Annotated in this window: 14 protein-coding genes and 2 pseudogenes; 12 read left to right on the forward strand and 4 right to left on the reverse strand. The window is 69.7% G+C overall.

Going from position 1 to position 12092, the window contains the following annotated elements; genetic code table 11:
• The first annotated feature begins 153 nt into the window (after positions 1-153).
• From ACFWI9_RS01490 to ACFWI9_RS01505, 4 genes are all read left to right on the forward strand, one after another.
• The gene (locus ACFWI9_RS01490; protein ID WP_387158182.1) at positions 154-1152 is read left to right on the forward strand and encodes a flavin-containing monooxygenase; all 999 of its coding nucleotides are present in this window, start codon (positions 154-156) and stop codon (positions 1150-1152) included.
• Positions 1153-1203: 51 nt separating this feature from the next.
• Complete coding sequence (locus ACFWI9_RS01495) at positions 1204-1572, forward strand: ArsR/SmtB family transcription factor (RefSeq protein WP_387158184.1); 369 nt, start codon at positions 1204-1206, stop codon at positions 1570-1572.
• Between the two features lie 62 nt (positions 1573-1634).
• The gene (locus ACFWI9_RS01500) at positions 1635-1961 is read left to right on the forward strand and encodes a metalloregulator ArsR/SmtB family transcription factor (protein ID WP_387158186.1); all 327 of its coding nucleotides are present in this window, start codon (positions 1635-1637) and stop codon (positions 1959-1961) included.
• Positions 1958-2446 carry a GNAT family N-acetyltransferase gene (locus ACFWI9_RS01505; RefSeq protein ID WP_387158188.1) on the forward strand — a complete coding sequence of 163 codons (489 nt, stop codon included), beginning with the start codon at positions 1958-1960 and terminating at the stop codon, positions 2444-2446. Before ACFWI9_RS01500 ends, ACFWI9_RS01505 begins: the two co-directional genes overlap by 4 nt.
• Before the next feature lie 60 nt (positions 2447-2506).
• On the opposite strand, the gene ACFWI9_RS01510 is transcribed toward ACFWI9_RS01505, so the two are convergent.
• From ACFWI9_RS01510 to ACFWI9_RS01520, 3 genes are read right to left on the reverse strand one after another with little or no spacing between them, the layout of a single operon-like run.
• Positions 2507-3562 (reverse strand): ArsO family NAD(P)H-dependent flavin-containing monooxygenase, encoded by a 1056-nt coding sequence (locus ACFWI9_RS01510; RefSeq protein ID WP_387158190.1) that lies wholly within the window; start codon positions 3560-3562, stop codon positions 2507-2509.
• Positions 3559-4335, reverse strand: a complete 777-nt coding sequence (locus tag ACFWI9_RS01515; RefSeq protein WP_387158192.1) for an aquaporin — start codon at positions 4333-4335, stop codon at positions 3559-3561. Before ACFWI9_RS01515 ends, ACFWI9_RS01510 begins: the two co-directional genes overlap by 4 nt.
• Before the next feature lie 35 nt (positions 4336-4370).
• Positions 4371-4685, reverse strand: a complete 315-nt coding sequence (locus ACFWI9_RS01520; protein ID WP_387158194.1) for an ArsR/SmtB family transcription factor — start codon at positions 4683-4685, stop codon at positions 4371-4373.
• A 93-nt stretch (positions 4686-4778) separates the two neighbouring features.
• On the opposite strand from ACFWI9_RS01520, the gene ACFWI9_RS01525 reads away from it, so the two are divergent.
• Both ACFWI9_RS01525 and ACFWI9_RS01530 read left to right on the forward strand, forming a co-directional pair.
• Positions 4779-5195, forward strand: a complete 417-nt coding sequence (locus ACFWI9_RS01525; RefSeq protein WP_387158196.1) for an arsenate reductase ArsC — start codon at positions 4779-4781, stop codon at positions 5193-5195.
• A pseudogene (locus tag ACFWI9_RS01530) lies at positions 5192-5380 on the forward strand (FAD-dependent oxidoreductase); the annotation flags it as partial. The gene ACFWI9_RS01525 and the pseudogene ACFWI9_RS01530, both read left to right, overlap by 4 nt.
• A 1509-nt stretch (positions 5381-6889) precedes the next feature.
• On the opposite strand, the gene ACFWI9_RS01535 reads toward ACFWI9_RS01530, so the two are convergent.
• Positions 6890-7300: a DUF4357 domain-containing protein gene (locus ACFWI9_RS01535; RefSeq protein WP_387158300.1), complete on the reverse strand. Its 411-nt coding sequence runs from the start codon at positions 7298-7300 to the stop codon at positions 6890-6892.
• Positions 7301-7550: 250 nt separating this feature from the next.
• On the opposite strand from ACFWI9_RS01535, the gene ACFWI9_RS01540 reads away from it, so the two are divergent.
• The 6 genes and pseudogenes from ACFWI9_RS01540 to ACFWI9_RS01565 all read left to right on the forward strand — a co-directional run bounded on the left by ACFWI9_RS01540 (position 7551) and on the right by ACFWI9_RS01565 (position 12020).
• A complete protein-coding gene (locus tag ACFWI9_RS01540) occupies positions 7551-7694 on the forward strand; it encodes a hypothetical protein (RefSeq protein ID WP_387158198.1) in 144 nt (47 codons plus the stop codon).
• A gap of 154 nt (positions 7695-7848) precedes the next feature.
• Positions 7849-7923: pseudogene (locus ACFWI9_RS01545) on the forward strand (transcriptional regulator); the annotation flags it as partial.
• A 691-nt stretch (positions 7924-8614) separates the two neighbouring features.
• Complete coding sequence (locus ACFWI9_RS01550) at positions 8615-8755, forward strand: hypothetical protein (protein ID WP_387158200.1); 141 nt, start codon at positions 8615-8617, stop codon at positions 8753-8755.
• A gap of 535 nt (positions 8756-9290) precedes the next feature.
• Complete coding sequence (locus ACFWI9_RS01555; RefSeq protein ID WP_387158202.1) at positions 9291-10523, forward strand: NAD(P)/FAD-dependent oxidoreductase; 1233 nt, start codon at positions 9291-9293, stop codon at positions 10521-10523.
• A gap of 134 nt (positions 10524-10657) precedes the next feature.
• A complete protein-coding gene (locus ACFWI9_RS01560; RefSeq protein WP_387158203.1) occupies positions 10658-11554 on the forward strand; it encodes an RNA polymerase sigma-70 factor in 897 nt (298 codons plus the stop codon).
• 58 nt (positions 11555-11612) lie between these two features.
• On the forward strand, positions 11613-12020 hold the full coding sequence (locus tag ACFWI9_RS01565; protein WP_387158205.1) for a hypothetical protein: 408 nt from the start codon (positions 11613-11615) through the stop codon (positions 12018-12020).
• The last annotated feature ends 72 nt before the right edge of the window (positions 12021-12092 follow it).

Genomic DNA, 12092 nt, shown 5'->3' on the forward strand with positions numbered 1-12092 from the left:
GCCGCGCGCGCGAGCCGCGGAGTGCATCTGCGAGTGGCGGCGTGAGACCTACCGGGCGTCCGCGCGTGACCCCCCCCACTCAGCCCGCAGTGACGGCCCAGCCCCCCCCCCCCCGCGGCATACGAGCTGACCCGGCAGGGTCTGAAGCCAGTGGTGCTCGAAGCATCCGACCGGGCGGCCGGATCATGGCCGCGCTACTACGACAGCCTCGCCTTGTTCTCGCCCGCCCGGTACAGCTCTCTGCCGGGAATGCCGTTCGACGGAGATCCAGGCCGCTACCCGCACCGCGACGAGGTCGTCACCTACCTCACCTCCTACGCCGCCCGCCTGGACGCCGACATCCGCACCGGCACCCGCGTCGAAGCCGTCCGCCCGGACGCGGTCGGCTTCAGCCTCGACCTGCAAGGCGGCGGGCAACTGTCGGCGCGCGCGGTGGTCGCGGCCTCCGGCACCTTCGGTCGCCCCTACCGTCCGGCACCGCCGGGCCTCGACCGGTTCACCGGCACGGTCCTGCACGCCGCCGACTACCGCGAACCGGCCCCGTTCGCCGGGCAGCGGATCGTCGTCGTGGGGGCCGGGAACTCCGCCATGCAGATCGCGGCCGAGCTCGCCACCGTGGCGCACGTGACGCTCGCCAGCCGCCATCCGGTGAAGTTCGCCCGCCAGCACATACTCGGCCGTGACCTGCACTTCTGGCTCAAGAAAACCGGCGTGGACACCGCACCGCTCGGCCGCTACCTGCGCACCCCCCCCCCCCCCCCCCGGACCGCCCCCGCCCCCCCCCCCCCCCCGCCCCCCCGCGCCGCCGGCCCCCCCCCCCCCGCGCTGCCCGCGGGCGCGCCCCACCGCCGGGAACTGCCTACCACCCTGGAAGACCGCAAGGCGACGTGGCCGGACGGCACGGTCGAGGAGATCGACTCGATTCTCCTGGCCACCGGATACCGCCCCGACCTGCCCTATCTCGACGGGCTCGATGTCCTCGACGCCGCAGGGCGCCCCCGCCACCGCGACGGCGCCTCCCTGACGCACCCCGCGCTGGCATTCGTCGGCCTGGAATGGCAGCGCTCACTGTCGTCGAACTCGCTGCGCGGCGTCGGCCGCGACGCCGCCCGAGCAGCCCGCCGACTCGCACACCGACTCGGCGTCGGCTGACCGCGCATCGACTCCTGGCCGCGTTAGTTCGACGTATGTCAACATAGACGTATGTCGAATGCGAAGGTGCTGCCGCTGCTGGAACCGGCTGAGGCCGCGGCACCGTGCTGCCCGCCGCTGACCGAACGCCCCATGAACGCCGCGGAAGCCGAGACCGCCGCGAAGATGTTCAAGGCCCTCGGCGACCCGGTACGGCTGCGCCTGTTCTCCGCCGTCGCCTCCCACGAAGGCGGAGAAGCCTGCGTCTGCGACATCTCCGACGTCGGCGTCTCCCAGCCCACCGTCTCCCACCACCTGAAGAAGCTCAAAGCGGCCGGCCTACTGACCTCCGAGCGCCGGGGCACCTGGGTCTACTACCGCGTCGAGCCCTCCGTGCTCGCGGCCATGGGCAAGCTCCTCACCGCCGCCGGGACCTCCTGACGCCGTCGATCCCCTCGCTGGCTCTTTCACCCCGACCATTCATCGATTATCGTCAATGATCGATGAATCAGTCAGAGAAGGACCACGGCTCCGCCGCGCTCACTACCGATGACGCCGCTCTGTATGCCGGGTGGTTCAAGGCCCTGGCCGACCCCATGCGGGTCCGGGTGCTGAACCTGCTCGCCACCGAGCGCCGCCCGATGGCCGTCGGGGAGATCGCCGAGCACCTGCCGATCGGCCAGCCGACGGTCTCCCACCATCTGAAGGTCCTGGCCGAGGTCCGCTTCGTCCTGGCCGAGCGGGTCGGCACCTCGACCCGCTACGAGGTCAACGCCACCTGCCTGGAATGCTTTCCCGCCGCCGTACGAGCGATCATGGACCGCTCATGAAGATCACCCCATTGACCTCCGCCCACGCCGAACAGGTGCTGCGCATCTACCGACTCGGCATCGAGGAGGGCAACGCCACCTTCGAGACGACCGCCCCCCACTGGGAGGCATTCGACGCCGCCAAGCTGCCCGAGCACCGCTTCGTCGCCCTGGGCGACGACAGCACCGTCCTCGGCTGGGTCGCGGCCTCCAAGGTCTCCGACCGCTGCGCGTATGCCGGCGTGGTAGACCACTCCGTCTACGTTCACCCTGCTGCCTGCGGGCACGGCGTCGCCTCCGCGCTCCTGAAGGCAATCATCGATTCCACCGAGGCGGCCGGGATCTGGACCATCCAGTCCGGGATCTTCCCGGAGAACACCGCCAGCCTCACCGTCCACCAGCGGGCCGGCTTCCGAGTCATCGGTAGGCGTGAACGCATCGGCCGCCACCACGGCATCTGGCGTGACGTGCTCCTGGTCGAACGGCGAAGTCCATTGATCATCTGAGCCCGCTGAGTGGACGGAGCTACCGTCGTATCGGCGTGAGGAGATGCCGGTAGTCGGAACTCAGCTGAGAAGGTCGGCGACCTGACGCGCTGCCTCTCGCGCGGGGCGGCCGACGCCGATGAGGGTCGCGGAGGCAGGACCGGTCCAGTCGCCGTAGCCGAGGAGATGGACCCGGGGCTCGTCCAGGGCCCGGGTGCCGTCCGTTGCGATATGGCATCGGTGGCCACGCAGGCCGAGTGGCGCGAGGGGAGACAGGGCAGGGCGGAAGCCGGTGCACCATATGATCGCGTCCGCTTCCGAGCGGGTGCCATCCGCCCATTCGGCACCTGTCGTGGTGAGACGGGTGAACATCGGCTCAGCCTTGAGAAGTCCCGCGTCGCGGGCCGCTCGGACAGGAGGGACGGCGACGATGTCGCCGAGGGACGCGACGCCGCCGCTGTCGACGCGGCCTTCGTCGAGGGCGCGGCGGCGGGCGGTGGCGACGTCGAAGAGGACGCGGCCGTCGATCTCATCGGGCAGGAAACGAGGTTCGCGCTGGGTGACCCACGTCAGGTCGGTCTGATCGGCGAGGTCGGCGGCGATCTGGGCCCCGGAGTTGCCGCCGCCGACCACGATCACCCGCTTCCCCGCGAACTCTCGCGGGGAGCGATAGTCCACCGTGTGCAGTTGCTCGCCGCGGTAATCGCGGCGGCCCGGGACGGCGGGGAGGAAAGGCCGCGACCATGTGCCGGTCGCGCTGATGACCGCGTCCGCCTGCCAGGCGCCGGTATCGGTCTCAATGCGCAGGCATGTGCCGTCGCGGTGGACGCCTTCGACGTGTACGGGACGCTGGACGGGCAGGTCGTAGCGCTGCTCGTAGTCGGTGAGGTAGCCCACCACGTGAGCGGCATCCGGATAGAGCTCGCCCGGCTGGGTCGGCATGAGGCGGCCGGGCAGCGAGGAATACGCGGCGGGCGAGAACAGACGCAGGGAGTCCCAGGTGTGCTGCCACGCGCCGCCCGGCAGGGGCTGGGCGTCGAGGATGACGAACTCGACGCCCGCTCGGCGCAGGTGGTACCCGGCGGCCAGCCCGGCCTGACCGCCGCCGATCACCACCACCTGCGTCGCCGGCGTCATGCGGAAGGCTCACCGGCCGGCGCCCGCCCGGGCAGGAAGATGACCGCCACCAGCGCCAGGCCGACGACGGTCCCAGCAAGTTGGGCGGTGACGAAAGCCGGGACCGAGGCGGGGGCGATCCCCGCGAACGTGTCGGTGAAGGCCCGCCCGATCGTCACAGCCGGGTTGGCGAACGAGGTGGAGGAGGTGAACCAATAGGCAGCGCCGATGTAGGAGGCGACGGCCACGGGTGCGAAACGGAGCCGGTCGGTGCGAGCCAGGCCGAAGATCAGCAGGATCAGACCGGCAGTCGCCACGACTTCGCCGAGGAGGAGGTTGCCGGCCGAGCGGTCGTGGGTGGACCACTTGACCAGCGGCTCGCCGAACATCGCGTCCGCCAGAATCGCACCCGCGATCGCACCGACGACCTGAGCCGGCACGTATACGCCCAGCTCTTTGGCGTTGACTCCCGCGCCGCCGCGGCGGGCGGTCCACCACTCGGCAAGTGTCACGGCCGGATTGAAGTGGGCGCCGGAAACCGGGCCCAGCAGGGCGATCAGGACCCCGAGGCCGAAGACGGTGGCGGTGGAGTTGGCCAGCAGTTGCAGGCCGACGTCCTTGGTGAGTTCGGCGGCTTGGATGCCGGAGCCGACCACGATCGCCACCAGGGCGGCGGTGCCGACCAGCTCCGCAGCGCCACGGGCGATCAGCGGAGTGCGCGGCGGGGTCGCGCCCGGTGCGGGCTGCGGCGCGTCGGTGGGTAGCGGCGTGCCGACGGGCTCGGTGGCGGTCAAGGCAGGTTCTCCTCGGGCAGATGAGGCACAGCGGGTCAGGGGCAGGACCGCTTGAGGTTCGCTTCGGCGTTGGCACGCGCGGTCTTCGCAAGGTCGGTGAACTGACCGGCGAGCTGCTCGATGACGTCGGGTCGCAAGCGGTAGTAGGTGAACCTCCCGCACGGCTCGGTCTCCACGACCCCGGCTTCGCGCAGCACCTTCAGGTGGTTGGAGAGGTTGGTCTGCTTGGCGCCCGTCTCCTCCACGAGGTGGGTGGTGCAGAGCGTCTCGTTGGCGAGGAGGGTCACGATCTGGAGCCTGAGCGGGTCGGCCAGAACCCGAATCAGGTCAGTGTCGACTGACGTCATCATGTACTGATACTTTCACATCAGCGGCCGCTGACACCAGCTCGCGCTGCTGCTCTTTGCCGCTGTGTGCTCACCACCGCCTGAGAAGAGGCTCGCATGACCGTCGCCAAGCCGTCCGTGCTGTTCGTCTGCGTCCACAACGCCGGCCGCTCCCAGATGGCCGCCGCCTGGCTGACCCACCTCGCCGGAGACCGGGTCGAGGTTCGCTCCGCCGGCTCCGCTCCGGCCGACCAGGTCAACCCGGCCGCGGTCGAGGCGATGCGTGAGGTCGGCATCGACATGTCCGCCGAGACCCCGAAGATCCTCACCGTCGAGGCCGTACAGGCATCGGACGTGTGCATCACCATGGGCTGCGGCGACACCTGCCCCGTCTTCCCCGGCAAGCGCTACCTCGACTGGAAGCTCGAAGACCCCGCAGGGCAGGGGGTTGAGGCCGTACGTCCTATCCGCGACGAGATCAAGAAGCTCATCGAGGGACTGATCGCGGAGATCGCCCCGGAGCCTGCGGCATGAGCGAAAGCCGCGATGTCGTCATTATCGGCTCCGGCCCCGCCGGATACACCGCCGCCGGCTACACCGCACGCGCCTGACTCAGGCCCCTGCTGTTCGGCAGTTCCATCTTCGTCGGCGGCTCGCTGACCACCACGACCGAGGTGGAGAACTTCAAGGGCGGCACCCCCTTAGGCAGTGACCTACCGGTCGGTGGCCTTGGGGTGGCCGGTCGAGGCGCGGTCGATCCAGACCGTGCGGCGTTCGACGTCGACCAGGTACCAGATGCATCCGGCGGCAGTGACCTCGATCTGCCAGCGGTCCGCCGCTTCCCCGCGATGGGTGCCCCGGGCCAGTGCGAGGACCCCGGCCGCTGCTCGACCTCAGCCCCACCGGACGCGAGCCTGTGACCAGAACTCCGTTGCTTCACGGCGCGCACGGATCTGTGCCGCGACGATGCCGTTTCGCGCCGGGGAGTGACGGGGCCAGCGGGCCCCGGGGGGCGGCGAATCCCCCGGGTACCACGCGGCCCAGCCACTCCGTGCACGCCTCCTCCTCCCGCAGCCGGGCCACTCGGTCGAGCAGCGCCGCGGTCTCCCTCTGTCCTGCACCGTGCCGCGGCTTGGTCACGGGCGTTTCTGCCGACGCAAGAGTGCGGCTACGAGATCGGGCAGCGCTCGGACAACAGCGACGACGTCACTTCGGTGAGCACGGCAGATTGCCACGACGCACACCACAGCGGAGCACAGCAGAGCAAGAACAAGTACGGCTGCGGCGAGTACGGCGAGTGGGTCCATGGAAGATCTCCAGTGCTTTGGGCGTGCGGAACCAAGGTCCGGTGGCGAGGCGAAAGTGCGAAGCCCCGCCGTCGGGCGGGGCTGAGGCGCTCCGAGACCAGCAGTCACCGGGCCCGCATTCAAGGTGCTGGAGCAGGGGGTTAGACGCGCAACCCACTGGGTTGAGCTACGCACTTACAGTTTCCACATACGGGGTTATGGGGACCGTCAGTGGATCCTTGAGGTATCCGACGGTCTTTTACATCGCCCCATATAAGGCAAAGTACGCATGACGCTCGTTCTCCCGGCGTTTGACCGGGCGCGGGCGACCACGTTCTTACTGGCGCAATCGACGCTACTCGCCGCTTCGGGTGTGCGAGGCACTCATTCACTCGACCGGATGGCATATTCCGCGGGCAACGTCCCTATCGGGCGCGTGCTGGCGGCCCGGGCCCGGAGGGGGTGTCCGCTTCGGGTGCGACGGTCCGGGCCATGAACTGGCACAAGGACCATTTGCCCCTGCGCTCGATCGGCGCCCGACTCACCGCGCCCCACTGGGCGGAGCTTTACGGCTGACTGCTGGCCGGACTGCTCCTGGACCTCCTCGTCGACTGCGGCGGCGACTTCGCCCCTGGTTCCCCCTGGGACATGGGCTTGGGTCTGTTCGCCCTCGCGGCCGTGGGGCCCCGGGGGGGGGGGGGGGGCGCCCGCGGCGGCGCCCCGCGGGGCCCCCCCCCCCCCCCCGGGGGGTCCTCCTCACGCGCGTACGCATGCGCGCTCGTCTGCCGAAGCTGCGGAAAACGCGGCCCCCGTGCCGGGGAGCTGTGCCGGCGGTAATACGGGACGGGCGAGGTGGTGCGGCGAACTCACGTACTCCTCCATGAACGGGCTGAAGGGGCGGTGCCGGGTCGGCTGATGCGGAGGCCGGGGGCCGGACGTGGGTCAGTCCTGCTGAATCTGCTGGCGCAGCGCGTCGAGGGTGCGGCCGTCAGCGGTCCGCCACAGCACCCACCCATTCGACGAGGTACCGGTGACGGCGGCGGCGGCCTTCGACGGTGAGGTGAACGGCGCCGCCTGTCCCTCGACAATCAGTCGGCCGTCGGCGGTCACTGTGGCCGCCGCCTCCCGGCCTGCCCGCCGCTGCTGGAACGACAGGGTGTCCCCGGCCTCAAGCAGCCCCTTCAGCAGCAGCTCGGCCAGCGGGCCTTGCGGGGCTACGGCACGCCCCGCCTTGGAGGCGCCCTCGTGCGCTGCGCCGGCGGGTTCGTCGACAGACAGGGTGATGTGGACTGTCTCGTCCGGCCCGAGGGCGGCCAGGCGGGCAATCACGGACAAGTCGAAGTTCAAGTTCACGCTGGGCAACTCGGTTCTCCTCCGAACGACACGATCACTGACTACCACTCCACTCTACAGCACTCAGGAGCGCTCTGGAGTGGAGAATTAGGGAGAGGTTGGCTCAGATGTGCTGCGCGTGAACGCGCATGAAAGCCCCAATGACAACGGCTTCTACGTGCAAAGAAACCGCTAAGAGTTCTGGTGATTCGTAGAGATATCGCCCCCTCAGGGTCAAAGTGGCCGAAAAGGCGAAGAGAGAGGCAGAGCGATGAACGAGACGACGACCGACCTCAACGCCCTGGAACTGCTTCCGCAGGAGCAGGAGGAGCTGTCGGCGTGGGCGGGGGACTGCACGGTCTGCACGATTGCGTCCTGGGAAGGGGAGTGGACACCGCCTTCGTTCGACGAGTGACAGCGTGCGTTCGGGGCGCGGGGGCACCAGCGGGCGCGCATGGGCAACAATCGGCGCGCCGCAGACGGAGTTCCCTCGATTACCGCGCTGGACCGACTCATCGGCGACCTCGTCGTCGGGGCGGCGCGGCGGCGGCAGGTCGGCATGGTCCGTGGGGGAGCTGCAGGCCATCCGCGTGGGCCGCAGCTTCCGTGTTCCCGAGCCGGCCGTGCACGAGTACCTGCGGTAGGCAGAAGGGCGTCTACCGGCGCGGCGAGAGCAAGCCCCGCTGCACAGCAACACACCGGGCGCCTGCGGGAACTGGGCCAGTCCGCCAGCCCTTCGGGAGGCGATGGACACCGAGCGAGCCAATCCGTGGACGTCGGCTGAGACCGAGGCCTTCGTCGCCACCCAGCTGCGGCTACGCGAAGCCAGTCACGGGCTCGGCGGCGAATGGTCGGAGCGGCTCGCGCGTATATGCGGAGCAGGTACGGCCTCTGCTCGCGGTGCTCGCCCCCTCAACTGGCGGTCGAATAGGCACACATGCATGACGTGGGTACGCGCACTCATGAGGTTGGGCCATCGAGGGTGCGGACTGCGCTGTCCTCCACGTGCGCGAGACAGGCGGTCTGGCCTGGGATGCGGATGCCGCGGCAGCCAGCCTGATCATCCGGGGTGGTGCCGTGGCCACAGTGCGGCCATGCAGGCGGAGTTGGGGGCGGTTCGGGGCTCGGGTGTGGCATACCCGAAGGACGATCGAGCACGGTCGGATGGTTGCCCGCCCGCGTTCGAGGCCGCAGTACTGAAGGGCGTACTGAAATGAATCCTGCGCCACTGAAATCTGCCGTGCGGTCCGACAGGTGCTCGCGGCGCGCAGGCCTTGTTTTCCGATTCCGTGCACAAGTCGGTGAACACCCGGCAGCGGCACCGACCCCGGGCTGGTGGAACGGCTCACCCGGCAGGTCCTCGACGGGCCCGGCGACGACGTGGTGTACACGCTCGTTGAGCGGGCCGACGACGGCGCGAACGACGTCGTGGCCAAGCTGCTGGCGCAGGTCCGGAACAGAGGGGACCGCGAGTGATCCCGATGCCGCCGCACCGTACGAAGGGGCCCCGAAGTCCTAGCGCGGACACCAGGAAAAAAAGTAACCCGCTGGTAGCTTCCAGGGCTTCGTCACCCGGTCTTCTTCGATTGGCGCGGCACGGTCGTGGTATTGCCGAGGTGCCCGTACACCGTCGACCTCGGCACGCCGAACATGTCGCGATCTGCTGGACGGTCTTCTCCCGCTCGCCGTAGAGCCGTTGGGCGAGTGCAGCCTGGTCCGCGGTGAGCTTCCTGCCGGCGCCTGCCGACCCGGACGCGGGCCCGTATGGAGGTGAGTGAAGACTTCGCGTGCCGAGCCCACAGCTGTGGAGTGATCTGCCTCACAGGCTGTCACAGCGATCAGTCGCGCGGTGTCTTGAGGCCGAACCCCTTGAGACAGAGGAGACAGCATGGCCGAAAATATCGAGGCAGTCGTGATGGGCAGCGGATACGCCGGTGTCAGTTCCCGTCAGCAATCGGAGTGCTGTTCCGCTCAAGTCACCGGGAGCGAGCCAACCCGACAGGAGCGAGACATGAAGCACCGCATCGTCGTCCTCGGCGCCGGCTATGCCGGGGCCTACGTGGCGGGGACCCTGGCTCGCCGGCTGTCCCCGGCGGACGCCGAGATCACCGTGGTCAACGCCGAGCAGGACTTCGTCCAGCGGCTGCGTCTGCACCAGCTCGCGGCCGGCCAGGAGATCGAGGTTCCACAGCTCGCCGACGTCTTCGCGGGCACGGGGATACGGCTGCGCCTGGCCCGTGTCACCGCCGTCGACCCCGAGCGCCAGGTCGTCGCCGTATCCGAGGCCGGCAGGGGCGGCGGCGAGCTCGGCTACGACACGCTTCTCTACGCGCTCGGCAGCCACGTCGCCGACCACGGTGTGCCCGGCGTGGCCGAACACGCCTTCCACGTCACCGGCCGGCCCGCCGCGCTGCGCCTGCGTCAGCGCCTGGACAGCCTGGACGCGCGGGGCGAAGGCGGGAAGGTGCTTGTCGTCGGCGACGGGTTGACCGGGATCGAGACCGCCACCGAGCTCGCCGAATCCCGTTCCGGCCTGTCGGTGACCCTGATCGCCCGCGGCGAGCTGGGCGCCCTGCTCTCCGCCGGAGCCCGCAGCCACCTGTTCCGGGCCTGCGACCGGCTGGGCATCACCGTCCTGGAGCACACTGGCGTCGAAGCCGTCGAAGCGACGCGGGTGCTGTGCGCCGACGGCACCGCCCTGGCCTCCGACGCGACCGTGTGGACGGCCGGGTTCGCGGTCAGTTCCCTCGCCGCTGCCGGCGGCCTCGAGGTCACCGAGGACGGTCGGATCGTCGTCGACCGCACCATGCGGTCGGTCTCCCACCCGAACGTCTACGCCGCCGGCGACAGCGCTTACGCCATCGGCGACAACGGCCGGCCGCTGCCGATGTCCTGCGCCTCGGCCGGCTACACCGGCCGACAGGCCACGGACGCGATTGTGGGACGCTTGACCGGCCGCAAGATCGCGCACACCAAGCTGGAGTACCTCGGCAACCACATCAGCCTCGGGCGGCGGGACGGGATCCTGCAGCTGGTCGATCCCGAGGCGCAGGCAAAGCCGAAGTACGTAGGCGGCCGGAAGGCCGCGCGGATCAAGGCGGGCATCGTGAAGATGTCGCTGTGGGCCACCTCGCACCCGACCTTCGGCCTGCCCAAGCGCAAGCGCCGCCTGGCCGCCGCGCCGGATCCGTCCATCGAGAAGACGGTCCGCCCCCTGGAAAACGGAGGAGCCGCCCATGGCTGAGAACACCGATGTCGTCGTGCACACCTGGCCCAAGCGGCGATCACCGCCGGTACCGCCGCAGGCCAAGCACGGCGGGGCGTCGGCACCGCGGGGCGGGCAGCCTGACCAGGCATTCGAGGGAGAGAGATCGAGAGATGACCGACCACACCACCGACCTGGCGACCGAAGCGTTCGTCGCCCACCGCAACCTCCTGTTCACCGTCGCCTACGAGATGCTCGGATCGGCGGCCGACGCCGAAGACGTCCTCCAGGAGGCCTGGCTGCGCTGGGTCAAGGTCGACCTGGGACAGGTGAGCGACCAGCGGGCGTACCTGGTGCGGATCACGACCCGGCAGGCGCTCAACCGGCTGCGCACCATGAAGCGCCGCCGCGAGGCGTACGTCGGCCAGTGGCTGCCCGAACCGCTGATCACGACTCCGGACGTGGCCGAGGACATCGAACTCGCCGAGAGCATGTCGATGGCGATGATGCTCGTCCTCGAAAGCCTTTCCCCGACCGAGCGGGCCGTGTTCGTACTACGCGAGGTCTTCGAGGTCGACTATGACGAGATCGCCGAGGCCGTCGGCAAGAGCCCCAACGCCGTCCGCCAGATCGCGCACCGCGCCCGCCGGCATGTCGGCGCTCGCCGGCCCCGCAGAACGGCCTCCCTGAGCGAGACCCGAGCGGCTCTGGAGTCCTTCCAGCGCGCCATCGAGACCGGTAACCCGCAAGACCTCCTCGACGTACTCGCCCCCGACGTCGTTCTGCTCAGCGACGGTGGCGGCCTCAAGAGGGCCGCGCTGCATCCGGTCATCGGCTCCGAGAAGATCGTCCGCTTCTACCTCGGCGGCTCCGCCAAGGTCGAGGCCACCATCACCTGGGAGCCCACCGTGGTCAACGGCAGCCCCGCACTCGCCGTATACGTGGGTGGCGAGCTCGACGGCGTCATGGCCGTCCGGGTCGAGGACGCCCGCATCACCGGCCTCTACTTCGTCCGCAATCCCGAGAAGCTGACCCACGTCACCTCCGAGACCCCGCTCACCCTGCGCTGACGCCAACGACTCGGAAGCACCCGCCGATCGCCGCACACCACAAGAGGGGAACCACACCATGACCAGACCGACGACGGCCGCCGCGCCGCGCGGCCGCACCTTCCTCCGGACCGCGATAGCCCTGCAGACCCTGACCCTCTTCTTCCAGGCGGTCACAGCGGGCATGCTGCTGACCTCCTCCCACGGCCATCTGATGCACGACGTCGGGTCGAAGGTGATGTACGCGGCCGCCATGCTGTACGTGCTCGCCGCGATCCTGGCCTGGCGCGCGGGCGGCGGATCCCCCCGCCCCGTCCTGTACGCCACCGGCTTCCTCCTCCTTGCCTCGGCGCAGGTCGCGCTGGGCGTCGCGCACGTGCCCTCGTTCCATGTCCCCTTGGGCGTGGTGATGTTCGCCCTCAGCACCCTGGCCCTGGTCCGGACACTGTCCCCCCGCTTGCCGCTGCGCCCGGCTGCCAGGTCCTAGCCGCCGCCTGGCGGACCGCTGGGGATGGCGATCTCAACGGTGAACCCAACGGTCACGAGAGCCGTCTCGGCA

The organism is Streptomyces sp. NPDC127084 (assembly GCF_042724175.1).
Taxonomy (GTDB): domain Bacteria; phylum Actinomycetota; class Actinomycetes; order Streptomycetales; family Streptomycetaceae; genus Streptomyces.

Coding starts and splice junctions, on each gene's coding strand:
- ACFWI9_RS01565 (WP_387158205.1), top strand. CDS start 11,613: ATGACCAGACCGACGACGGCCGCCGCGCCGCGCGGCCGCACCTTCCTC.
- ACFWI9_RS01510 (WP_387158190.1), bottom strand. CDS start 3,562: ATGACGCCGGCGACGCAGGTGGTGGTGATCGGCGGCGGTCAGGCCGGG.
- ACFWI9_RS01525 (WP_387158196.1), top strand. CDS start 4,779: ATGACCGTCGCCAAGCCGTCCGTGCTGTTCGTCTGCGTCCACAACGCC.
- ACFWI9_RS01520 (WP_387158194.1), bottom strand. CDS start 4,685: ATGATGACGTCAGTCGACACTGACCTGATTCGGGTTCTGGCCGACCCG.
- ACFWI9_RS01560 (WP_387158203.1), top strand. CDS start 10,658: ATGACCGACCACACCACCGACCTGGCGACCGAAGCGTTCGTCGCCCAC.
- ACFWI9_RS01540 (WP_387158198.1), top strand. CDS start 7,551: ATGAACGAGACGACGACCGACCTCAACGCCCTGGAACTGCTTCCGCAG.
- ACFWI9_RS01500 (WP_387158186.1), top strand. CDS start 1,635: ATGAATCAGTCAGAGAAGGACCACGGCTCCGCCGCGCTCACTACCGAT.
- ACFWI9_RS01505 (WP_387158188.1), top strand. CDS start 1,958: ATGAAGATCACCCCATTGACCTCCGCCCACGCCGAACAGGTGCTGCGC.
- ACFWI9_RS01495 (WP_387158184.1), top strand. CDS start 1,204: ATGTCGAATGCGAAGGTGCTGCCGCTGCTGGAACCGGCTGAGGCCGCG.
- ACFWI9_RS01555 (WP_387158202.1), top strand. CDS start 9,291: ATGAAGCACCGCATCGTCGTCCTCGGCGCCGGCTATGCCGGGGCCTAC.